This is a genomic window from Aureimonas sp. AU22 (genome assembly GCF_001463745.1).
GTDB lineage: Bacteria > Pseudomonadota > Alphaproteobacteria > Rhizobiales > Rhizobiaceae > Aureimonas.
This window is the reverse complement of record NZ_BBWJ01000049.1, coordinates 18244-39091: the sequence shown is the minus strand read 5'-3', so window position 1 is coordinate 39091 and position 20848 is coordinate 18244. Positions and strand designations below refer to the sequence as shown.

The following is a 20848-nucleotide window of genomic DNA, read 5'->3' as shown; positions in this document are numbered from 1 at the left end:
CGAACGGTCAGGTGCCCCGGAGGCGGAAGCGGTGCCCGTCCGGATCCGCACCCGAGCCGCTCCCGGCCGGGACACCATGCAACACCAGGGACGTGGCGAACGGCGACCCGTCGATGGCCCCGCCAGGCACGGGGGCGGGGGTCGCGTAGCGGAGCAGCTCGAGATGGGGCGGACTGCCGCCGCCCGGCTCGAGCGTCGTCACCTCGACGAGGGCATTCGGAATCCGAAGCCCGTCCATCCGTGCCTGCTCGGGTCCGCGGTTCACATGCCGGTTCGTGACGGCAAAGTCGAGCTTGCGCCAGAAGCACACGGCTCGGTCGGTGTCGGACACGGTGATGGCAGAATGGTCGATACCGAGGAAAGGGGTGGGATCGCTATGCCGCCAAGGGGCGGGAATTTTTCCCGGATGGAACTCGATGAGCTCCAACGGATGACCGTCCGGGTCGCGGAACTTGAACGCTGTCGCTCCGCCCGATGCCTCGGGTAAGCGTTCGGGCCCGTCGAGCGAGATCGCCGTCCAGCCGGCGACGTCTCGCAGATGCTCCATCGCTCTGTCCATATCCGGGACAACGATGGCGCAGTGCTGGAAGGCGACGGCGTTCGAGGGCGGTGCCGGCTCCCCGTCCTGCGCTGCGTGAACGAGTTCCAACCGCTGCTCCCCGAGGAGCAGGACGCGTACGCCGTTCTCCCCCGCCGTCTCGCGACACCGGAAGGCTACGCTGTAGAAGCGGACCGTGGCCTCGACGTCCCGGCAGGCGAGCCGAATGGCCACGATGCGTTGATCGCTCATGGCCAGCGCGCGCCCCGCGTGTTCAGGAACACGGCCATCAGCGTGTGGCTCGCCCCGATGAAGAGTCGGTTGAGATGGGGCCCCGCCGCCGAAGGCGAGGTTCGACACGGTCAGCCCCAGACGGATGCGCCCGAGGAGCCGGCCGTCAGGACGCAGGCAATGGACGCCGTCGCCCGCGCTGGACCAGATGCGCCCCGCCTCGTCCACCGCCATGCCGTCCGTGTAGCCGGGCCGGACCTTGGCGAGGTCGCGCGAGGGCCCGAGCGAGAGCCCGTCGTCCGAGACATCGCACACGCGCAACACCTGGACCGGATCGGGGTGGGTCTGATCGCCCGTTTCAGCGACATAGAGAAGCCGCTCGTCGGGTGAGAAGGCGAGACCGTTCGGCCCGGCGAAGTCGCGCCTGACGGCTGCGAGATCGCCCGAAGCCGGATCGAGCCGGTAGATGGTGGGGGGCAGCTCAGGTTCCTGCCGCACGCCCTCGTAGTCGTTCGCGATGCCGTAGGGTGGATCGGTGAACCAGATGGACCCATCGCTCATGACCACGACGTCGTTGGGCGAGTTGAGGCGCCGGCCCTCAAAATGCGTGGCGAGCCGGGTGACGGTGCCGTCATGCTCGATCCGCACGAGGGCGCGCTCGAGATTGACGCAGGCGACGACACGACCCTGCCTGTCGCGTGCCTGCCCGTTGGCGTTGCCCGACGGTTCGCGCCAGACCGCGAGGCCACCACGCTCGCTCCAGCTCATCGTGCGTCCGCGCGGCAGGTCCTGGAACAGGAGCGTCGCCCAATCGCCCATCCAGACGAGGCCCTCGATCCAGCGAAAGCCAGTCGCCAGAACCTCGACCGGAGCGTTGGAAAGGGTCAGTCTATCGAACTCGGGCTCGACAGCTTCGAAGCGAAAGTCCGCGACCTTGAGCCCTGCATCCGGGACGCCGGAGTTCAGCGGAAACGGCACATCGTCGTCCGCTCGCGCTTCGAGTCAAACTGCACCACCATGAGGACCGCCGGCTCGTCGCCCACCGTGCCCGACATGTGCCCCACTCGTCCGTCTCGCTCTGTGGTACCCTGGTCTTCGCCGAACGACATCTCCCCCGGTCCCATCTCGACCCGCATCCCGTCCATGCTCTCCACATACCAGCGACCCGAGAGCGGGATGATCCATTGCGGCGAGGGGTTCTCATGCCAGGCGCCCTCCCAGCCGACAGGCTGGACGGTAACCATCACGCTCATGCCGTCATGATACTTCTCGCCCTGCCACTGCGGGGCGGCGGGCGGCTGCATGCTCTTGAGTTCGAACTCGGTCATCTCGCAACGCTTCTGGCGGCTGACACCGTCGTCGTCCGTGTAGAGATGCCAGTAGGGGACGGTCGGCTTGCTGTCGCTCATGGTGTGGTTCCGATGGAGTAGGGGTTCGTTGACGAAAGCGGATCGGCGAAGAAGGCGCCGACATCGTCCGCCTGCGTGCCGAACGTGACGAGCAGGAAGCCGCCGGCGACGGCGAAGTTCTTGAGAAAGTCCCACATGGTCTCGCGACCCTTCGACGGGCCGCGTAACCGGAAGTCGGGCGCGCGCCAGAACTGTTTGAACAGGATGGCGGTGACCGCGCAGTAGCCAGCTAGGAGAAAGGCGGCGAGCCGGTCGGCCACGCCTGTCAGGACGCCCAGCGACATCACCACCTCAACGAAGAGCCCGGTGAGGATCAGCGCTTTCGCCAGCGTGCGGTTGCTCGTGGCCTGGCCGGCCTGTTTCGTCGCATCTGCGAAGTTCAGCACCTTGTCCAGGGCGCTGAACGGCAGGAACAAGAGGACCAGCAACAGGCGCGTCAGGATAGCGACGAGGATCTCGAACGTCATGGTGGCAGGCGGTCCTGGCTGCGGTTTCCGGGTTTCGAGGAGATACGGCACGCCGTTCCGTCGAGTTCCCGCCCTTCGAGGACGAAGATGGAGGAACGATCTGCTGTGCCTAGTCTTTAGCCGCAACTCGGAGCAGGCAGGAGCACAGGGAATGACCGAGGACCGCTACGACGTCGTGATCGTCGGCTCTGGGCCGGGCGGTGGGACCATGGCCTGGAAGCTCGCCCAGACAGGCAAGCGTGTTCTTCTCATCGAGCGCGGCGACTATCTCAAGCGCGAGCGCGAGAACTGGAGCACAGAGGAGGTCTTCGCAAAAGGCCGCTACCAGGTTGACGAGACTTGGGTCTCATCAAACGGCGATCAGTTCAAACCAGGTCTTCACTACTTCGTCGGCGGCAATTCCAAGGTTTACGGCGCCGTCCTGTTCCGGCTGCGCACCGAGGACTTCGACGACGTGCGCCATCCCGACGGGATCGCGCCGGAATGGCCGGTGAAGTACGACGAGTTCGAACCCTACTACCAAGCGGCCGAAGAGCTTTTCGAGGTGCGCGGCGCACGCGGCGAAGACCCTACGGAGCCACCCGCGCGCAAAGGCTACAAGCACGAGGCGATCCGGCACGAGCCGCGCATCCAGCAGCTTTCCGACGACTGGGCGCGCGAGGGACTGCATCCCTTCCACCTGCCGATGGGCGCGCTCCTCGATCAGGACGAGACGGGTGCGGCCACCCCGCACTCGCCGCTACTGCGCTGCGACCCGTTCGACGGCTACCCGAGCCTCACCAACGGCAAGTCGGACAGCCAGATTATTTGCGTCGATCCCGCGCTGCGCGACAACCCAAACCTGACGCTTCTCAAGAACGCTTACGTCGAACGCCTCGTGACCAACGAGGCGGGCACGAGCGTCACCGGCGTCGAAACAGTCATCGAAGGACGGACGCACACGATCCAAGGCGACATCGTAGTGGTGGCCTGCGGTTCGCTATCTTCGGCGCTGCTTTTTTTGCGCTCCGGCAACGACAAGCATCCGGGGGGACTCGCCAACCGCTCAGGGCAAGTCGGGCGCAACTACATGCGCCACAACAACGCGACGGTGCTCGCCATCTCTAAGGACCCGAACCCGACGGAGTTCCAGAAGACGCTCGGCCTCAACGACTTCTATCACGCCCACGCGAAATCACCGCTGAACCCGTTCGAGTACCCGCTCGGCCATATCCAGATGGTGGGCAAGTCGGACGGGATGCAGATCGAGGCGGAAGGGCTGCCCGGCTTCCTGCACTGGCTACCGGAAACGCCGTTCGACTGGATCGCCCGGCACTCGATCGACTTCTGGCTGACCTCGGAGGACCTGCCGAAGCCCGAGAACCGCATCTTCTATCGCAACGGGCAGGTGCATCTGGACCTGACGCAGACCAACATGGAAGGGCACTGGGCGCTTCGCGAGATGCTGCGCAATATCTGCGACAAGGGAGCGATCCACCCGCACCTTATGGACCGCAAGCTTTATCTCGGCAAGAGCACGCCGATCGGCGGCACCGCACACCAGGCCGGCACGCTGCGCTTCGGCACCGATCCCGATACGAGTGTCCTCGATCTCGACTGCCGGGCGCACGGTATCGACAACCTGTATGTGACGGACGCGAGCTTCTTTCCCTCGATCGGCGCGGTGAACCCGACGCTCACCATCACCGCCAACGCGCTGCGTGTTGCAGACCGGATTGTAGAACGCCTTTGAACGGGGGAACCCGTTGAGCGCGAGCTACGGTTAGCGTTGCTGCCTCCGAATGTTCGCTTGTGGGTAAATCAATTAGCGTGACAAGAGTCCGTGAAGGGTCGAAACCCGTCCGACCGCTTCCGGGCGTCCGCTTCGCAGCCCCAAACGGCGCGACCGGGTGGAAAAAGAATGGTCCGCTTCCGGCTCGAACGGCGCAGGAGCGGATGCTCATCAGACTGCGAAGACGGAACTCGGCGTCGACAAGGCTGCCCGCTGCGACTGCTTCTTGCCATTGCCGTTCAGCGTATTCGCGATCATCGGGATGGACTGCGTTCAATTAGCCGTAACCAAGCCACTCCTCGGTGGTTTGTCCGGTATAGGCCAGCCAGCTCGGACTGTCGGCAATCACGACCCCGTCCGGGTCCGTCTCCCATAGCGCCTGCGCCCAGTAAGCAAGCGGCGGACGGTGCTTTGCCTCACTGGCTGCAAGGCGACGTCCAGGTCAACGATGGTCGTTCGACCGTTCATTCGCCGACGAAACATGATGCAGGCGTTGCGCATAACCCAAGGCGTGCGCCGCCGTGATATTCGAACCGTTGCTCCCCAACGTGCGCAGGGAGCGGAATGGATGTGGTGAGAAGGGACGCCTAATGGAAATCGTAGACGCTCGTCGAAGCTGGTTGTCCGAGGGCAGCGAGATGGCCCGTCGCATCAGCACCTTCGACTGGGCATCGACGCCGCTGGGGCCAATCGGGAGTTGGCCTCAGAGCCTGCGCGTCGCCGTTCGCCTGCTCTTGAGCACCCGGCACCCGATGTTTATCTGGTGGGGACCCGATCTGATACAGTTCTACAACGATGCCTATGCGGAGTCGCTCGGGCCGGAGAAGCACCCGTCAGCTTTAGCAGCGCCCGGTCGGCAAACATGGCCGGAGATCTGGCATGTGATCGGACCGCAGATCGCGCAGATCATGGCCGGCGGAGAGGCGACCTGGCACGAGGACCAACTCGTCCCGATGGTCCGACATGGCGGACCACAGGACGTCTGGTGGACCTACAGCTTCAGCCCGATCGACGAGGAAGAGGCCGCCAGCGGGGTCGGCGGCGTTCTCGTGATCTGCCGCGAGACGACTGCGGAAGTGTTGGCCGAACGCGCGTCGGACGAGCGCTATCACACCCTCTTCAATTCGATCGAGTCCGGCTTCTGCATCGTCGAACTCAAGAACGGGACTGAGGGCGAGCCCTTCGACTATCGCGTCGTCGAGGCTAATCCGGCTTTCGAGAAGCATACGGGCCTGCACGGGGCTGAGGGTAAGTGGCTGCGCGAGTTCGCGCCGGACCTCGAGGAGCACTGGTACGAAACCTACGGGCGGGTCGCATTGACCGGCCGGCCGGAGCGTTTTGAGGCGGGGTCCGAAGCGCTCGGACGGTGGTTCGATGTCTACGCGTTCAGGACCGGGACTAAGGAAAGCCGCCGCGTCGCCATCCTGTTCAACGATATCTCTGAGCGCCGGAACGCCGAGATCCAGTTGCGCAAACTCGCCGACACTTTGGAGCAGCGCGTGGCGGAGCGGACGGCAGAACTCACCCAGGCGCACGAAGCCCTACGCCAGAGCCAAAAGATGGAAGCCGTCGGGCAGCTCACTGGCGGATTGGCGCACGACTTCAACAACCTTCTGGCCGGCATCTCTGGCTCGCTCGACATGATGCAGACCCGTGTGCAGCAAGGCCGCATCGGCGATCTCGACCGCTACATGGTCGGGGCACAAGGGGCAGCTAAGCGTGCTGCGGCGCTGACCCATCGACTCCTTGCCTTCTCGCGCCGCCAGACGCTAGAGCCGAAGCCCACGGACGTGAACCGCCTCGTTGCGGGCATGGAGGACCTGATCCGGCGCACAGTCGGCCCGCAGATCACTGTGGAGACGGTGGCGAAAGCAGGGCTGTGGTCAGCATTGGTCGACCCGAACCAGCTCGAGAACGCACTCCTGAACTTGTGCATCAACGCCCGGGACGCCATGCCCGACGGTGGCCAGATCACGATCGAGACCGGGAACCAATGGCTCGACGATCGCGCCGCCCGCGAGCGCGACCTGCCGCCCGGACAATACCTGTCGATGTGCGTCTCGGACAACGGATCGGGAATGTCCGCCGACGTCATCGAGCGCGCCTTCGATCCCTTCTTCACCACTAAGCCGATCGGCGTCGGCACCGGGCTCGGCCTCTCGATGATCTACGGCTTTGCCCGCCAGTCGGGGGGCCAAGTCCGCATCTACTCCGAGGTCGGCAGCGGGACGATGGTCTGCATCTACCTTCCCCGCCATCACGAGGAGGAGGTCGTCGAAGCCGAGGTCGCACCTGCGCTCCCGCGGATCGACGCCCGGGGCAAGACGGTCCTCGTCGTGGACGATGAGCCGCTGGTGCGCATGCTGGTGGTGGACGCCGTCGAGGATCTCGGCTTCAGGGCGATCGAGGCGGGCGACGGTCCACAGGCGCTGCAGGTCCTCCGTTCAGACGCGGCCATCGATCTCCTCGTCACGGACGTTGGCCTCCCCAACGGCATGAACGGCCGGCAAGTAGCGGACGCGGCTCGGGAGCTGCGCACAGACCTGAAGGTTCTGTTCGTAACGGGTTACGCAGAGAACGCTGTGCTCAACCACGGGCATCTCGACCCCGGCATGCAGGTGGTCACGAAGCCGTTCGACATGACCGTCCTCGCGAACAGGATCCAGGGAATGGTCGAAAACTGACGGCGAAACATCGAAGAACGGCTGGAATGACGGAGATACTGAGTTTCCCGTTACGCCGAGCATGCGTTCCCGCACGACCACGGGTTCTCAGCCTTTTTCACGGATCGGACGGCCACAAGCCACGAACATTCTCTCGCGGTCCATTTCCGGAAACACCGCAAGCAGCTCGGGTGCACGGCCGTCCGCGGTTCCGGCTACGGTTTTGAACCAAGCCTGTCCCGCAACTCTGACGCTGACGCCCGCCTTTCCGAGATGGAAGGGTGCGAACGATGATAGACGTCGAGCTTGTATGCCGTGCGGGGGCTTTGAACGGAGAAGGGCCCGTTTGGAGCGTATGCGAAGAGCGCCTCTACTGGGTCGACATTCGAGCTCCGGCCCTTCATCGCTTTGATCCTGCCACGGGGCGGAACGAGACCTGGGCGATGCCGACATGGATCGGCTGCCTGGCCCTCGCCGAACCGGGCCACGTCGTCGTGGCGCTGCGAACGGGTCTCCATCGCTTCGACACCCGAAGCGGCGCGCTCGCCTTCCTCGCTCCCGTCCCCTTCGATCCGCGCCGCTTTGCCTTCAACGACGGCGGCTGCGACCCCGTGGGCCGCTTCCTTGCCGGCACGATGCTCGACCCGCTCGATCCTGCAGCTTCCGATGAGGGTGAGGCCGCGACGCCGCTCTGGCGATATGAGGGCGACGACACCTGGATCGGCGTCACGCCGGCGGTCGAGACTTCCAACGGGCTCGCCTGGAGCCCGGACGGGCGCACGATGTACCACAGCGACACCGCCCGAAAGACCGTCTGGCGATACGACTACGACACGGCGACGGGCGCCGCCGAGAACGGCCGCGTCTTCGCGGAGGTGAAGGACGGGGCCGGTCCGGACGGAGCCGCGGTGGACGCGGACGGCTTCTATCTCTGCGCGGTGTTCGGCGGCGGTTGCCTCCTGCGCTTCGATCCCGATGGCAGGCTCGAGCGGCGTATCGCCATGCCGGCCAAATTCGTGACGATGCCCGCGTTCGGCGGGTCGGACCTTTCCACGCTCTTCGTCACCTCCGCGAGCTTCCCGGTTCCGCAGGCGGAGCGCGCCGCCCGTCCGAACGAGGGAGCGCTGTTTGCGATGGAAGCGCCCGCCCGCGGGATCGCAACTCGGCGCATGAGCCGACACGCAGCCTCGGACCCGGGGAGGACCCGGGGGGCCGCCTTCGTCGGCAGTCGAGCGCAGAGAGCCTGATCGATGCCGACATGGCTTGAAGCCGGGCTGTGGGGCCTGGCGGGCGCATCCTCGCTCGTGATCGAAGCCGCGCTCGCCACGCTCGTCCGTTTGCCCGTCCGCATCATCACCGGCATCATGGCCTTCGGCTGCGGCGTCCTGATCTCAGCGATCGCCTACGACCTCATCATGGAAGGCTTTCGCAGCGCCGGCATCCAGCCGATCATCCTCGGCGCGATCGCTGGCTCACTCGTCTATACGATCGCCAACTGGCTCGTCTCGCGCGGCGGCGGGCATCATCGCAAGCGCTCGGGACACCAGCAGAAGAACACGAACGAGGGGGGCGGGCTGGCCATTGCCGTCGGATCGCTGCTCGACGGCATTCCGGAGTCGATCGTGCTCGGCGTCGGGCTGCTGGGGGGCAGCGGCGTCAGCGTGCCGATGTTCGCGGCGATCTTCCTGTCGAACCTGCCGGAAGGGTTGTCGAGCGCGGCGGGCATGCTGAAGGCGGGCCGAAGCCGGACCTACATCTTCGCGCTGTGGGGCGGCATCGCTCTCGCCTCGGGGCTCGCCGCGCTTCTCGGCGCCGCCCTTCTCGGCGAGGCGTCCCCTGCGGTCCTTGCCACCGTCAACGCCGTCGCCGCGGGCGCGCTCCTCACCATGGTCGCCGACACGATGATCCCGGAAGCCGTCGAGGGCGAGCGGGGCAGGACGGGGTTCCTCGTCGTGATCGGCCTGCTCGTCGCCTTCGCGCTCTCGCACGGGATGGGCGAGGATACGGCAGGAGGTGCAGACCAATCCGCCATTTCGAACGACGCCGTTCGGATGATCGGCTGGGGCGTTCACATGTATGGTCCGTCTGCCGCATTCCATAGCTAGAAGCGTCGGGGGGTGACGGGGCAATGCTCCAGAGTCTGGCAGACCCGTGCCTCATGCAGCCAAGGCACACGGCAGTGGACGGCGGGAACGTTCCGACCGAGCGATCCCGCCGCGTTCTTCGAGTAAGCGCGGTTTACGTCCGCTTTCGGGACGACTTGCGAAGGCCGTCACCGACCGAAAAGGGTGGTTTTCACACCACCTGCTTCCTGACAAAAGTCGCGATTAGCGGACGCAAGTTTCGAAGGTCCGACCTACAGTCAGTAAGGCTGTAAGGAAAACTGCTGCTTCGGCAACGCGAATCAGGATCAGAATACAGTGCGTTCAGGCTAAGTAGCAGAACCGCTTGGTGACCGAGGCCCTTCAGTGGAAAGCTTATTCGCTCAAAGCGTCCGCTTGCAGCCTACAGATCTGCCAACCGAGTATTGCGATACAAGACTTCCGCCATCGTGTTGATTGTTGCCGGCGAGTAGATGCTTCCGCTTGACGTCCAGATCCACGGATACAGCCCCTTCGCGGCTTTATCGTATCGCATCGCCATGGCGAATTCGATCGCTTCACTCAAGCTCGGCCAGCGCTCGCCTTCGTCTTGGCTCCACGAGATCGGCAAGGGTCTGATCTGCTCGTAGCCCCACAAAAGGACGACAGGTTGAAGAACCGCCATCTCAAAACGACGAAAGGCCGGGCAGAACCCGACCTTTCCCCTTTTTCGAATCCCATGCCAGTACATCCGTGGTCATGGGTTGGATCAATTCAGAGCACCTGAAGGTTCTCAGCCGCGTTCTTGCCGGAACGACGGTCGGCGACGAGCTCGAAGCTGACCTTCTGCCCTTCGGCAAGCCCGCGGATTCCAGAGCGCTCAAGGGCAGAGATGTGAACGAAGACGTCGGTGCTGCCGTCTTCCGGAGCGATGAAGCCAAAACCCTTGGTTTCGTTGAAGAACTTGACGGTTCCAGTAGCCATGAGAATGCCCTTTCAAGACAAGGCGAATTGCCCGCAGCGCCGCGTGCGCTCCGATGCGTAGATCGACAGTGAGAAAGAGGATCGCTCGGGCGCTTGAGCACCAAAAATAAGATCGACTACCAAAGTTCGATCGGTGACAGCTACCCTTTCGCCGAACGGTTTACAAGCACACCATAGAATTAAACCCGCCTTGAAACCCTAAACCGTATCGCGAATTACACCCTCTTCGTCGATTTTACGCAATCACCGTTTGCTATTGGAGCGACAAGGACTATCTTCATTGCGAGGGCGTTGAAGAAATACGGTTTGGCGAGATCCTCAGCCGACCGTGCCTCTGGCGCTTCTGCCCTACGGAGCCAGTCCCATGTTCGGATACCAAGGCGGCGAGAGCGGCGAAACCGTCGCGCGCAAACGTGGCTACATGACTGAAGCGCGGCAGCGCTGGCCCTTCCTGACCCGGTTCGATGTCACAACCATCCACAACGAGCAGCAACTCGCCACGATGGTTCGCGACCGGTCAGGTCGCGCGAAGGCCGAAGTCGACGGAGAGGTTCACGTCTGGATGGAAGGCAAAACCTTCTAGGGCGCCCTCGACGCTCGCCGTCCGCCAACAGAACTCATCGTTCCACGAGGTTTCCTATGTCCGTTTCCCGCTTCGCTCCGACCCGAGCTGCCCATCTGCACCTTGTCACCGAACTCTTCCCAGGCCTGCAGAGCCTGGAGATGCGCAGCATCCTTACCACCATGGCCGAGAAGCGGCTCCGGAGGATCCGGATGGAACTGGAGGATCAGGCGAATGCAATCCGCCTGCCAATCTCCCGGGTTGGAGTGCCGTCATGAAGCCCTCGCTCGCACAGTTCTATCTCGATCGCGCAGACGAGTGTCGCATCGCTGCAGCCGACGCTCCGCTCCTGAACGTCCAGAAGAAGCACAACGAGGCGGAGGCCACATGGCGCGCCATGGCGGATCTCGCCACGCTTCGTGACACCAGCGGATCATCGACTTGAACGCGATGTTCGCGTCTGCCGCGAACGTCACGCTATTGGCGATGGAGTCGCAGCAGGCGGTACTGTTGCGGCTCCATCGCCTCGGCTGTGGTGGTCCTCAGTCCATCGACGAGGCAAACCTGATGGTGCGCGAGAAGATCGAAGCCTTCAGCGATGCGATGCGGGCTGCGATGGCCGGCGGATCGTTCGAGAGCGTGGTCGACGACTACCGGAGCGTCGTTCGAGCCAACATCGAGCGCTTGAAACTGACGGACTGACGCGACCTTGGGGTCCGCAACCTGCAACACGCAAGACGTTTGCCTTGGCAAACCCCTCCATGCTTTCTTGAAAGGTGTCTTTGATGACCCGCTTCCATGCACTCAATGCTGCCAACAAGCACTTCAAGACGGGAGGCTCTTTAACCGCTCCCCCCTCCACCTTCGAAGCTGTGGCCGCCGCTGCACGAGCAACGCGCGCAAAGTCCCTCCTGCTTCGACAGGGACGCATGGAACGAGAGGACGCAGCCGCGGCGATCCGTCTCCCGGACATGACGTCGAGGTCGGGCTCATGAACTCCGCAAAGACGGTCGACTACAATCGGGCAGCCGATGTCTTCTGGTGCGCTTCCGCCAGGCGGCAGATGCCGAAGGGTTCACTGCGGTTTCGCAAGTTTGCTTCCCTCGACACCGCGGTTCGGTTTCTGGTTGCCGACAAAAGCGAGAAGCGCTTCCAATGCACGATCGACACCGACATCGCGCACTACGAAGGCGACGAGATCGACACGCTGTTCGATCGTCCGGACTTTCCGGCATCTGGTGTGCTGCCACGAGCGCAACCATCACGCCGGTTCGGTGTCGACTTTTTCCTGGGCGCCCCCATGATGCCAGCTTACGCTATCGCGCGGGACCCTCACGGCACCTGGACAGTGTCATCCGTTGCGACGGGGGAGATGGTTTCGATCAACGACGTCGACATGAGCAGGATGAGCCTACCCGACGCTGAGCGGATGATGGACGTGCTCAACGGTTCGGATGGTCAGGATATGCTAGCCCTTGGCCCATAGATCACTATTAACCCGTTGTGCGCCGTCTCTCGCTGGAGTGACGGGTCGTAGCTGCGCCCTGAACTGCTGGACGTCCGCTTTTGCGCGATTGTTTCTACAGCTCTGAACGACTCAGTCGGGTCGACAACGGAAGGACCGCTTCTGGACGTCCGCTAACTCGGCGGCTGAGACAGGACGGGGTGGAGAACCGACATTCCGCTTTCGCATTCGTGCAAGCGAAAGCTGACGTCACCACTTGGTCTGGCGAATGAACGGAGCCGGCAAGATCGTCCCCTACAACCTCGGCTCTACTCGCCCCAACCTGTCCTCGCCAAACGATGTCGGATCCGTTGTGCTCTCCTAGGAATGCCCCTTAGGGAACGCCCGTATCTTCCGACAACGGGCGGCATGTCATTGCTCCCTACCGAGAACAGGGCTCGAGTGGGAGAATGTCATGAGAGCGGTAGTCTACAATGGACCGCGTGACGTTGCGGTTCGGAACGTACCCGATGCGCGCATCGAGAGGCCGACCGACGTTCTGGTGCGAATCACGAGCACTAACATCTGCGGCTCCGACCTGCACATGTACGAGGGGCGCACCGACTTCCCGCAAGGGGGCGTCTTCGGGCACGAGAACCTGGGTCAGGTGGCGGAAGTCGGCGAAGCGGTAGACCACGTGAAGATCGGGGACTGGGTCGCTATCCCGTTCAACATTGGCTGTGGGTTTTGCAGGAACTGCGAGCGCGGCCTGAGCGCATTCTGCCTGACCACTGCGGATCGAAGCGTCGTTCCGAACATGGCCGGCGCCGCATACGGCTTCGCCGACATGGGGCCGTATCGAGGCGGGCAGGCCGATCTGCTGCGTGTCCCCTACGGCGACTACAACTGCCTGAAGCTCCCGCCGGATGCTGAGGAGCGGCAGAACGACTACGTGATGCTCGCCGACATCTTCCCGACCGGCTGGCACTGCACCGAGCTTGCGGGATTGCGCCCCGGAGAGTCCATCGTGATCTACGGCGCCGGGCCGGTCGGCCTCATGGCGGCCTACTCCGCGATGATCAAGGGCGCCTGCATGGTCATGGTCGTTGATCGGCATCCCGACCGGCTGAAGCTGGCGGCGTCGATCGGTGCTCTGACCATCGACGATTCCAAGGGCTCACCAGTGGATCAGGTGCTGGAGCTGACGAACGGTATCGGCGCCGACCGGGGCTGCGAGTGCGTCGGCTACCAGGCGCACGACCCCGAGGGCCACGAGCACCCAAACATGACCATGAACGACCTGGTGAAGTCGGTGAAGTTCACTGGCGGCATTGGCGTCGTGGGCGTTTACACACCGCAGGATCCCGCCCCGCAGGACAAGCTCTACAGTCAAGGCCAGATCGTCTTCGACCACGGCCTGTTCTGGTTCAAGGGTCAGCAAATCGGCACCGGGCAGTGCAACGTGAAGGCCTATAACCGGCAACTGCGGGATCTCATCTCGACGGGCCGCGCGAAGCCGTCCTTCATCGTCTCCCACGAGCTGCCGTTGAACGAAGCGCCGAAAGCCTACCGGCACTTCGACGCGCGCGACGATGGGTGGACAAAGGTGGTCCTCAAGACCGCCGCCTGACAGACACCGGCAGGCGGCCGCCCGCCTCGGCCGCTTCGCCGACATCTCTTCGGCACCTGGCGCAGCGAGGATATCATGCCGAACTACGACTATGCGTGCCCGACGTGCGGACCCTTCACGGCGATGCGGCCCATGGCGGAGTTCCAAGAGCCGTGCGTTTGCCCAGACTGCGGGACCTCCGCGCCTCGAACGGTTCTGCGAGCACCCGCCATCGCCGCTATGGACCCCGTCCGGCGCAGTGTCCTGGCCTCCGCGGAGGCTGGCATGAGCAACCGTGGCACTGCGAAGGCGGCCCATCCCGCCGGCTGCGGCTGCTGCGTGCGCCGGTCGCCAATCCCAAGCGCCATGGCGTCGACGGGCCGCGTGTTCTCTGCGAGCGGACCGTTGCCCCGGAGCGGCCGGTGAGGGGTCTCCGAATGAGAGGCGACCCCACCGTTCCCCATCCCAGTTGAAAGGAGACAGGACCATGACTTCGAAAACCCTCGGCGGATTGACGATCGCGATCCTGGTGACGGACGGATTCGAACAGGTCGAGATGACTGAGCCGCGCAACGCCCTGGACGAAGCAGGTGCCAAGACCCGGCTCGTGTCGCCGAAAGACGATCAGGTCATGGCGTGGAACCTCACGGAGTGGGGCGACACCTTCCCGGTGGACATGCCCTCGACAGCGCCCGGCCCGAAGCCTTCGATGCGCTCCTGCTTCCGGGTGGGGTCATCAACCCGGACACGCTTCGGACGGACGAGAGGGCGGTCTCATTCGCCAAGGCCTTCTTCGACGCCGGCAAGCCCGTGGCATCGATCTGCCACGGTCCATGGACCCTGATCGAGGCGGGCGCCGCACGCGGGCGGCGGCTGACGTCCTGGACGTCGCTGAAGACGGATCTCCGGAACGCAGGGGCGGAATGGGTCGATGAGGAGGTCGTTGTCGATCAGGGCCTTGCCACGAGCCGCAAGCCAGACGACATCCCCGCCTTCAATCGGGAGGTGATCCGAATGTTCGCAAATGCAGGCAAGCCATCGCGGCAGGCAGCGGCCGAATGAACTCTAACTCCGGTGCGGCCCCGTCTCCGCTTCCGTCGTCAAGTCGAGCCGGCGGAGACCAGCGCCCGTACGGCCCGGTGTCGCGCGAGGTCGCCGCGATCGGCCAGGGGACCTGGTACATCGACGACGCGCACCTGCCGACGGCTGTCGATGCACTGCGTCGCGGTCTCGATCTCGGCATGACCCATATCGACACGGCCGAGATGTACGGCGAAGCCGAACTCGTCGTCGGCGAGGCGATCAGCGGGCGGCGCGACGAGGTGTTCCTCGTGTCGAAGGTGCTGCCGAGTAACGCGTCGCGCCGCGGAACGATCGAGGCATGCGAGCGCTCGCTGCGCCGGCTCCGGACGGACCGGCTCGACTGCTACCTCCTTCATTGGCGCGGAGGACATCCGCTCGAGGACACGGTGGCCGCGCTGGAGGGGCTGGTCTCCGCAGGGAAGATTCTGTCCTGGGGCGTGAGCAACTTCGACGTTGACGATCTCGACGAAGTGCTCGCCGTTGCGGGCCTCGGCCGCATCGCCTGCAATCAGGTTCTGTATCACTTGGAAGAACGCGCGATCGAACATGCCGTCGTGCCATGGTGCGAGAGGAACGATGTTGCGGTGGTCGCGTACAGTCCGTTCGGCCACGACAGCTTCCCCGGCCCGCGCACGCCCGGCGGCCGCGTGTTGCAGGACATCGCGGCGAACCATGGTGCGACCCCGCGGCAGGTCGCACTCCGGTTCTTGGTGCGCCGGCCGTCTCTGTTCGCGATCCCGAAGGCGGCGGCCCCCGAGCACGCGGCCGACAACGCCGGCGCTCTTTCGTTGGAGCTGACGGAAGCCGAGATCGAGCGGATCGACGCGGTTTTCCCGCGCGGCTCCCGCCCTCGTCAGCTTCCCATGTTGTAGATCTTGGGCGGGGCTTCTGCCGTAGCAGCAAGGAGGCCTTCGTGATGGATGCTTTGGAGCAGGCATTCGGCGCCGTCCTGATGCTCTTGGTTCTCTTGGACGTGTTCCTGACCGTGCTCTATGCCCGTGCGGGAGCGGGCATCTTCAGCCAGCGGCTCGCGCGGATGATATGGCGCCTCTTCCGGCATCTTCCGATGGGAGCCGCCCGCCCGGCTGCCTTGTCCTTCTGTGGACCAACCATTTTGGTGCTGCTCGTTCTGGTCTGGTCGACGCTTCTCGCCTTCGGCGCCGGGTTGATCGTCCATCCCGAACTCGGCATCGGCATCCGGGCGAGCACTGGCGAAACGCCGACGGACTTCATCACGGCGGTCTATGTCGGCGGCAGCAGCCTCTCCATTGTCGGTGCAAGCGACTTCGCCCCCCATACGGCTGCGATGAAGGTGTTGTTCCTGTTCAACTCGGTGATCGGCACGTCCGTGATCTCGCTGACGTTGACCTATCTGATGCAGGTCTACTCCGCCCTCAGGGAGCGGAACGCCCTCGGGCTAAAGCTGCATGCGATGTCCGCCGAAACGGGCGATGCGGCCGAGTTGATAGTGCGCTTGTTTCCAGACGGCGAGCTCAGCGGGGGATACGACAATCTTTCCGGACTGGCCGGCGCGATGGCCGAGATCAAAGAGGGACACCACTTCTACCCCATCCTCTTCTATTTCCGTTTCCGGGAGCCCTGCTACTCTGTCTCTCGCACAGCGTTTCTCACGCTCGACACGCTTTCCCTGATCAAGAGTGCGCTGGCCGATGACACCGCGGGCTGGGTGAAGAGGTCGGCCACGATCCAGCAGCTTTGGAGTGTGTCGCTCATGCTCGTCTCGACGCTGGACAGGACCTTTCTCGACCAAGTGTCGCGCCAAGCGGGCGAGCCTACCGACGACATGAGAGAGTTGTGGTGGGCACGGTATTTGGGCGCCCTACCGCGTCTGCGCCAGGCGTGCGTACCCCTCACGGCCAACGAGAAGAAAGGAGCAGAGTTCTACGTCGAGCTTCGCTGCCAGTGGGACCCGCTGATTGCAATACTTGCGCCTGCCATGGCCTATTCGATGCATGAGATCGATCCAGCAGGATCAGGGCAAGGGGAGGCGACGCACCCACGACAGGGTTAGAATCCCTCGCGGTCTGCCTGGTTTCGTAACGAAGCAGCGTCCTCCAACGACGCGTTCTGCCGACTGTGTAACGGTGAGTGCTTCACGATGCCATATGGATTACGCGACGAAGTGCCAGAGCGCTCCCGCACCGGCAGCACCGAGCAACGTCGGGACGACGCCAAGGTTAAAGCGGAACAGAGCGATCGCGGCAGCGACGAATTGCACGCTGGCAACCGGGTCGAGGCTCGCCAGCCGCGGCACGTCCAATGAGAGCGGGCCGATGCGGACCTCGGCGACTTGTCGAAACAGGACGTGCAGCCCGAACCAGACAGCGAGGTTCAGGATCACGCCGACTACCGCTGCCGTGATGGTCGAGAGCGCTCCCGACAGGGCGCGGTTCCCACGCAGCCGCTCGATGAACGGCGCGCCGAGAAAGATCCACAGGAAGCACGGAAGGAACGTCACCCAGGTGGTAAGCAATCCGCCGAGCGTCCCGGCGACGTAGGGGTTCATTGCGCCCGGGTCGCGGAAGGCGGCGAGGAACCCGACGAACTGCGTCACCATGATCAGCGGCCCCGGCGTCGTCTCGGCGAGCCCGAGGCCGTCCAGCATCTCGCCCGGCTCCAGCCAGCCGTAGTGCTCGACCGCCTGCTGCGCGACATAGGCGAGGACGGCGTAGGCACCGCCGAAGGTGACCACTGCCATCTTCGAGAAGAACACCGCCACGTCGGCAAAGACGTTGCCCGTGCCAAAAGCGAGGACGAGAACGGCGACGGGGACGAGCCAGAGCGCGAGGAACACCGCCGAGATGCGCAGCGCCCAGCGCAGGTTCGGGCGGGCGTGTTCGGGCACGCCTTCGCCGAGGGCGGAGTCCGCGTCGGCCAGCACCGCGCCCTTCGACAGCCCGTGCCCGCCGCCGCCAGTGAAGGCGGCCGATCCGGAGCGGGCGCCAACGTAGCCGATCAGCCCTGCTGCGAGGATGATCGCGGGGAACGGCACGTCTAACAGGAAGATGGCTGCGAAGGCTGCGGCCGCAATGGCGACCATGGTGCGGTTGCGGAGCGCCCGCCGTCCGATCCGGTTCACCGCCTCCAGCACGATCGCCAGCACCGCCGCCTTCAGGCCGAAGAACAGGCCGGCGACGATCCCGACGTTTCCGAAGGCGACGTAGACCCACGAGAGGGCCATGATGGCGAGGAGACCCGGCAGCACGAACAGACCGCCGGCGACGAGGCCGCCCTTCGTGCGGTGGAGAAGCCAGCCGATGTAGGTCGCGAGCTGCTGGGCCTCGGGGCCGGGCAGGAGCATGCAGTAGTTCAGGGCGTGGAGAAACCGCTCCTCCCCGATCCAGCGCTTCTCGTCGACGAGGACGCGATGCATCAGCGCGATCTGCCCGGCCGGCCCGCCGAAGGACAGGCAGGCGATCTTCGTCCAGACCCGGACGGCCTCCCCGAAGGCGATGCCATGGTCGTGCGCTCGGGCGAGTTCGGTATTCGGGAGGCGGGTCGTGGGAACGTCGGTCATGTCACGCTCCTCCCTTCCGGCCAGGCCAGTTGTGGGTCTCGTCCGTCGCGTCCCGGCACCAGCGGTAGAAGGCGTCGTAGAGGAGGAGGCCCGCCTCCAGTTGCTCCAGATCGTCGGCGTACATGCGCGACAGGCCGAGGGAAGCGGCAAGAAGGCCCGGCGCCTCACGCGCGAGGTCGGGTCGCCCCGTGTCGGCCCCGCGCACCAGCGTCGCGAGGCGCAGGAGCGGCGGCGTACTGAGGCCGAACTCGTCCACCATCGTGTCGAAGGTGCAGCGCTCGCCGCGGTGGCTCCAGAAGACGTTCTCGACGTCGAAGGGCGCGGCGCCGAACCGCTCGCCGACGGCCTCGACCTCGGAGGGTTGGACGAACAGGAAGACCGCGAACGGGTCGACGAAGCGACGGATCAGCCAGGGACATGCGATGCGGTCGACCTTCGGCCGGGCCCGCGTCACCCAGACGGTGCGGCCTTGCCCGTCGCGAGACGGCAGCTTCGCTTCCGGGACAAGCGGCAGGCTGGCCGCCGCCCAGGCATCAAACCCGCCCTCTAGCACCTCGGCGGGGACTTCCTCGTGGCGGAGCCAGGCCGCGACGCCGTGACTGAGCTTGGTGCCCGTCTGGCAGACCACGACAGCCGCGCGGCCCGTCAGATCCCGCGCCCAGGCGGCAACGTCGGCATGCCCCCGCCGCAAGGCGGCGGGCAGGATGCGCGGATCGGCGGTGAAGTCCTCGTCCGTGCGCACGTCGACGACGAGCGGCGACTTCGGGGTGCCCACGAGCCGGGCGAGCTTGTCGTGCGTGATGGTGATCGTCGAGGCCATGCCGCGTCCGTCCATGGAATGGATATGGGGGGACGCGATGCTTCGGCCGTGGCCTCGTGGGGAGATCGCTGTCCCCATGCGGCTACATCACAGATGCGAGTTCGCCATGTCAACGGTGGTTATCGAGCGACCCGAAGCAGACACCAGCGCTATTTGCGCCACAACAAACCGATGGCCCAATCGCCCCCTCGCTTGAGGCGGCGGCGCTATGACTTCTCTGTTTGGAGTTCGGTGAGGGGTGCCACGATCCGGCACTTGAGACCATCTGGGGCATAGTCGAGCTCGACCGAGCCACCGACCGATCCGGACAACCCGACCTCGATCAGTTTCGATCCGAATCCCTTGCGGCTCGGCGGAACGACGGGCGGACCTCCGATCTCGCGCCACATTAGGGCAAGGGTCGGGAGTTTGGTCCCATCATCGATCTCCACGACCCATGCGATGTGGACGCGCCCCTCCGGCACGCTCAGCGCACCGTACTTCGCGGCGTTGGTCGCCAGTTCATGGGTAATGAGCGCTAAGGTCAGCGCCGCCTTGGGACCGACGAACAGGTCCGGTCCTCGCAGGGCGACCCTGTCTTCGGGATCATGCAACTCGACCGCGCTCTTGATCACGCTCGCGACCGCGCCGGAGTCATGCTGCCCTGTCAGGAGGATGTCGTGAGCGCGGGAGAGAGCCTGGATCCGCTCGCTGAGGCTCTTGCGGGCTGTCGCAAGATCGGGCGCGCTTCGTAGCGTCTGGGTTGCGATTGACTGTGCGATGGCCAGAGTGTTCTTCAGCCGATGGGCCAGCTCGGTGACCAGGAGCTGACGCTCCTGTTCGGCCGCATGTTCCCGCCGAAGATCGGAGGTGACCGTGCCATAGGCGATGGGTCGCCCGTCCGCATCGGGAAGCGTGAAAACGTTGAAGCGGACGGGGATCTCCTCGCCCGTCCCGAAATGGCGGAAGTGGAGGTCCCCCGTCCAGGATCCCTCGCGCAGGGCGGTCGCCAGGACGTCAGCTTCAATGCAGGCCCACTTGTCGGCAGGGAAGTAGTCGCTGATCCGGGTCGTCCCCTCCGGATCCTTCAATCCAAGAAGCGCCTTCCCGGCCTCGTTCACATACTGCACGCGGCCTTCGAGATCGGCGTAGGCGATGAAGTCGGTGCTGTTCTCGACGATGCGACTGAGCTGATCCCGTTGCTGCACTTCCCGAGCGAGGCTCGAGATGGCGACCCGTCGTCCTTCGGCGACCTCGTTGAGAACAAGAACGGCATGGCGAAGCGATGCGGCGAGTTCTGCGATGCCGAGATTAACGATCACGAACAGGATCTGCGCTGCCCATTGTGCGCCCGTCAGGGACAAGGGGGCGTCATCCGGCGACATGGCGTAGGCTGCAGGAATGGTCGAAGCGAGCGTGGCGAAGAACCCCGGTCCCCGGCCGCCGAACAACGCACTGGCGATGATGACCGGGATGAAGAACAGAAACGGCAGGAGGTCGGTGACGAACGCCGCCCGGAGAGCCGCAACGACTACGATGGCCAGCGCGACAAGGGCATAGGTTGCCGGGGCCGGCAGGCGAACCCGGAGGGCCTTGATCAGCGAACGACGGTAGGCACCGGAGATGGACATTGCGTCGGGAACCGTGTTCGGAAACGATCCCACCGGGA

Annotated in this window: 21 protein-coding genes; 13 read left to right on the top strand and 8 right to left on the bottom strand. The window is 64.6% G+C overall.

Translation table 11 applies throughout. The features are described from left to right. Window positions 1–7 precede the first annotated feature (7 nt). Genes AUL34_RS23125 through AUL34_RS18750 form a run of 3 tightly spaced genes read right to left on the bottom strand, consistent with a single transcriptional unit; the run spans window position 8 to window position 2645 of the window. Window positions 8–1747, bottom strand: coding sequence for an SMP-30/gluconolactonase/LRE family protein (locus AUL34_RS23125; RefSeq protein WP_370539064.1), 1740 nt, complete (start codon window positions 1745–1747; stop codon window positions 8–10). Further along, on the bottom strand, window positions 1732–2178 hold the full coding sequence (locus tag AUL34_RS18755; protein WP_061937242.1) for a cupin: 447 nt from the start codon (window positions 2176–2178) through the stop codon (window positions 1732–1734). Before AUL34_RS18755 ends, AUL34_RS23125 begins: the two co-directional genes overlap by 16 nt. Next, complete coding sequence (locus AUL34_RS18750) at window positions 2175–2645, bottom strand: DoxX family membrane protein (protein WP_061937239.1); 471 nt, start codon at window positions 2643–2645, stop codon at window positions 2175–2177. The genes AUL34_RS18755 and AUL34_RS18750 overlap by 4 nt, the downstream gene beginning before the upstream one ends. 151 nt (window positions 2646–2796) lie before the next feature. Here AUL34_RS18750 and AUL34_RS18745 point away from each other — a divergent pair, with 151 nt between their 5' ends. From AUL34_RS18745 to AUL34_RS18730, 4 genes are all read left to right on the top strand, one after another. Beyond that, complete coding sequence (locus AUL34_RS18745) at window positions 2797–4377, top strand: GMC oxidoreductase (protein WP_061937236.1); 1581 nt, start codon at window positions 2797–2799, stop codon at window positions 4375–4377. Between the two features lie 629 nt (window positions 4378–5006). Continuing rightward, window positions 5007–7100: an ATP-binding protein gene (locus AUL34_RS18740; protein ID WP_244492645.1), complete on the top strand. Its 2094-nt coding sequence runs from the start codon at window positions 5007–5009 to the stop codon at window positions 7098–7100. A 269-nt stretch (window positions 7101–7369) separates the two neighbouring features. Further along, the gene (locus tag AUL34_RS18735) at window positions 7370–8326 is read left to right on the top strand and encodes an SMP-30/gluconolactonase/LRE family protein (RefSeq protein ID WP_082653493.1); all 957 of its coding nucleotides are present in this window, start codon (window positions 7370–7372) and stop codon (window positions 8324–8326) included. A gap of 3 nt (window positions 8327–8329) precedes the next feature. Continuing rightward, the gene (locus AUL34_RS18730; RefSeq protein ID WP_244492644.1) at window positions 8330–9184 is read left to right on the top strand and encodes a ZIP family metal transporter; all 855 of its coding nucleotides are present in this window, start codon (window positions 8330–8332) and stop codon (window positions 9182–9184) included. A 400-nt stretch (window positions 9185–9584) separates the two neighbouring features. Here the strand turns inward: AUL34_RS18730 and AUL34_RS22420 are convergent, their stop codons facing one another. Beyond that, window positions 9585–9911, bottom strand: a complete 327-nt coding sequence (locus AUL34_RS22420) for a hypothetical protein (RefSeq protein ID WP_192845788.1) — start codon at window positions 9909–9911, stop codon at window positions 9585–9587. A gap of 23 nt (window positions 9912–9934) precedes the next feature. After that, window positions 9935–10144 carry a cold-shock protein gene (locus AUL34_RS18725; protein ID WP_061937230.1) on the bottom strand — a complete coding sequence of 70 codons (210 nt, stop codon included), beginning with the start codon at window positions 10142–10144 and terminating at the stop codon, window positions 9935–9937. Between the two features lie 364 nt (window positions 10145–10508). Here AUL34_RS18725 and AUL34_RS18720 point away from each other — a divergent pair, with 364 nt between their 5' ends. From AUL34_RS18720 to AUL34_RS18685, 9 genes are all read left to right on the top strand, one after another. Further along, on the top strand, window positions 10509–10727 hold the full coding sequence (locus tag AUL34_RS18720) for a hypothetical protein (RefSeq protein ID WP_061937227.1): 219 nt from the start codon (window positions 10509–10511) through the stop codon (window positions 10725–10727). A gap of 253 nt (window positions 10728–10980) precedes the next feature. Beyond that, window positions 10981–11151, top strand: a complete 171-nt coding sequence (locus tag AUL34_RS22415; protein ID WP_156421001.1) for a hypothetical protein — start codon at window positions 10981–10983, stop codon at window positions 11149–11151. Window positions 11152–11156: 5 nt separating this feature from the next. After that, window positions 11157–11408, top strand: coding sequence for a hypothetical protein (locus tag AUL34_RS18710; RefSeq protein ID WP_061937420.1), 252 nt, complete (start codon window positions 11157–11159; stop codon window positions 11406–11408). Between the two features lie 289 nt (window positions 11409–11697). Next, window positions 11698–12192 (top strand): hypothetical protein, encoded by a 495-nt coding sequence (locus tag AUL34_RS18705; protein ID WP_061937221.1) that lies wholly within the window; start codon window positions 11698–11700, stop codon window positions 12190–12192. A 433-nt stretch (window positions 12193–12625) separates the two neighbouring features. After that, window positions 12626–13780 (top strand): glutathione-independent formaldehyde dehydrogenase, encoded by a 1155-nt coding sequence (locus AUL34_RS18700; protein ID WP_061937218.1) that lies wholly within the window; start codon window positions 12626–12628, stop codon window positions 13778–13780. A 75-nt stretch (window positions 13781–13855) separates the two neighbouring features. Then, on the top strand, window positions 13856–14185 hold the full coding sequence (locus tag AUL34_RS22020) for a zinc ribbon domain-containing protein (protein WP_082653492.1): 330 nt from the start codon (window positions 13856–13858) through the stop codon (window positions 14183–14185). A gap of 225 nt (window positions 14186–14410) precedes the next feature. Continuing rightward, window positions 14411–14821, top strand: a complete 411-nt coding sequence (locus AUL34_RS18695; RefSeq protein ID WP_370539063.1) for a type 1 glutamine amidotransferase domain-containing protein — start codon at window positions 14411–14413, stop codon at window positions 14819–14821. Then, window positions 14818–15714: an aldo/keto reductase gene (locus AUL34_RS18690; RefSeq protein WP_061937215.1), complete on the top strand. Its 897-nt coding sequence runs from the start codon at window positions 14818–14820 to the stop codon at window positions 15712–15714. Before AUL34_RS18695 ends, AUL34_RS18690 begins: the two co-directional genes overlap by 4 nt. 44 nt (window positions 15715–15758) lie before the next feature. Further along, complete coding sequence (locus AUL34_RS18685) at window positions 15759–16874, top strand: two pore domain potassium channel family protein (RefSeq protein WP_370539065.1); 1116 nt, start codon at window positions 15759–15761, stop codon at window positions 16872–16874. 99 nt (window positions 16875–16973) lie between these two features. Here AUL34_RS18685 and chrA read toward each other — a convergent pair whose 3' ends face one another. The 3 genes from chrA to AUL34_RS18670 all read right to left on the bottom strand — a co-directional run bounded on the left by chrA (window position 16974) and on the right by AUL34_RS18670 (window position 20810). Further along, the gene (gene chrA / locus AUL34_RS18680; RefSeq protein WP_061937209.1) at window positions 16974–18380 is read right to left on the bottom strand and encodes a chromate efflux transporter; all 1407 of its coding nucleotides are present in this window, start codon (window positions 18378–18380) and stop codon (window positions 16974–16976) included. Between the two features lies 1 nt (window position 18381). Beyond that, window positions 18382–19200 carry a sulfurtransferase/chromate resistance protein gene (locus AUL34_RS18675; RefSeq protein WP_061937416.1) on the bottom strand — a complete coding sequence of 273 codons (819 nt, stop codon included), beginning with the start codon at window positions 19198–19200 and terminating at the stop codon, window positions 18382–18384. Between the two features lie 206 nt (window positions 19201–19406). Continuing rightward, complete coding sequence (locus AUL34_RS18670) at window positions 19407–20810, bottom strand: sensor histidine kinase (protein WP_061937206.1); 1404 nt, start codon at window positions 20808–20810, stop codon at window positions 19407–19409. Between the last annotated feature and the right edge of the window lie 38 nt (window positions 20811–20848).

Coding starts and splice junctions, on each gene's coding strand:
- AUL34_RS18685 (WP_370539065.1), top strand. CDS start 15,759: ATGGATGCTTTGGAGCAGGCATTCGGCGCCGTCCTGATGCTCTTGGTT.
- AUL34_RS18745 (WP_061937236.1), top strand. CDS start 2,797: ATGACCGAGGACCGCTACGACGTCGTGATCGTCGGCTCTGGGCCGGGC.
- AUL34_RS18700 (WP_061937218.1), top strand. CDS start 12,626: ATGAGAGCGGTAGTCTACAATGGACCGCGTGACGTTGCGGTTCGGAAC.
- AUL34_RS18740 (WP_244492645.1), top strand. CDS start 5,007: ATGGAAATCGTAGACGCTCGTCGAAGCTGGTTGTCCGAGGGCAGCGAG.
- AUL34_RS18730 (WP_244492644.1), top strand. CDS start 8,330: ATGCCGACATGGCTTGAAGCCGGGCTGTGGGGCCTGGCGGGCGCATCC.
- AUL34_RS22415 (WP_156421001.1), top strand. CDS start 10,981: ATGAAGCCCTCGCTCGCACAGTTCTATCTCGATCGCGCAGACGAGTGT.
- AUL34_RS18720 (WP_061937227.1), top strand. CDS start 10,509: ATGTTCGGATACCAAGGCGGCGAGAGCGGCGAAACCGTCGCGCGCAAA.
- AUL34_RS18690 (WP_061937215.1), top strand. CDS start 14,818: ATGAACTCTAACTCCGGTGCGGCCCCGTCTCCGCTTCCGTCGTCAAGT.
- AUL34_RS22420 (WP_192845788.1), bottom strand. CDS start 9,911: ATGTACTGGCATGGGATTCGAAAAAGGGGAAAGGTCGGGTTCTGCCCG.
- AUL34_RS22020 (WP_082653492.1), top strand. CDS start 13,856: ATGCCGAACTACGACTATGCGTGCCCGACGTGCGGACCCTTCACGGCG.
- AUL34_RS18705 (WP_061937221.1), top strand. CDS start 11,698: ATGAACTCCGCAAAGACGGTCGACTACAATCGGGCAGCCGATGTCTTC.
- AUL34_RS18725 (WP_061937230.1), bottom strand. CDS start 10,144: ATGGCTACTGGAACCGTCAAGTTCTTCAACGAAACCAAGGGTTTTGGC.
- AUL34_RS18675 (WP_061937416.1), bottom strand. CDS start 19,200: ATGGCCTCGACGATCACCATCACGCACGACAAGCTCGCCCGGCTCGTG.
- AUL34_RS18735 (WP_082653493.1), top strand. CDS start 7,370: ATGATAGACGTCGAGCTTGTATGCCGTGCGGGGGCTTTGAACGGAGAA.
- AUL34_RS18750 (WP_061937239.1), bottom strand. CDS start 2,645: ATGACGTTCGAGATCCTCGTCGCTATCCTGACGCGCCTGTTGCTGGTC.
- chrA (WP_061937209.1), bottom strand. CDS start 18,380: ATGACCGACGTTCCCACGACCCGCCTCCCGAATACCGAACTCGCCCGA.
- AUL34_RS18670 (WP_061937206.1), bottom strand. CDS start 20,810: ATGTCCATCTCCGGTGCCTACCGTCGTTCGCTGATCAAGGCCCTCCGG.
- AUL34_RS18755 (WP_061937242.1), bottom strand. CDS start 2,178: ATGAGCGACAGCAAGCCGACCGTCCCCTACTGGCATCTCTACACGGAC.
- AUL34_RS18710 (WP_061937420.1), top strand. CDS start 11,157: ATGTTCGCGTCTGCCGCGAACGTCACGCTATTGGCGATGGAGTCGCAG.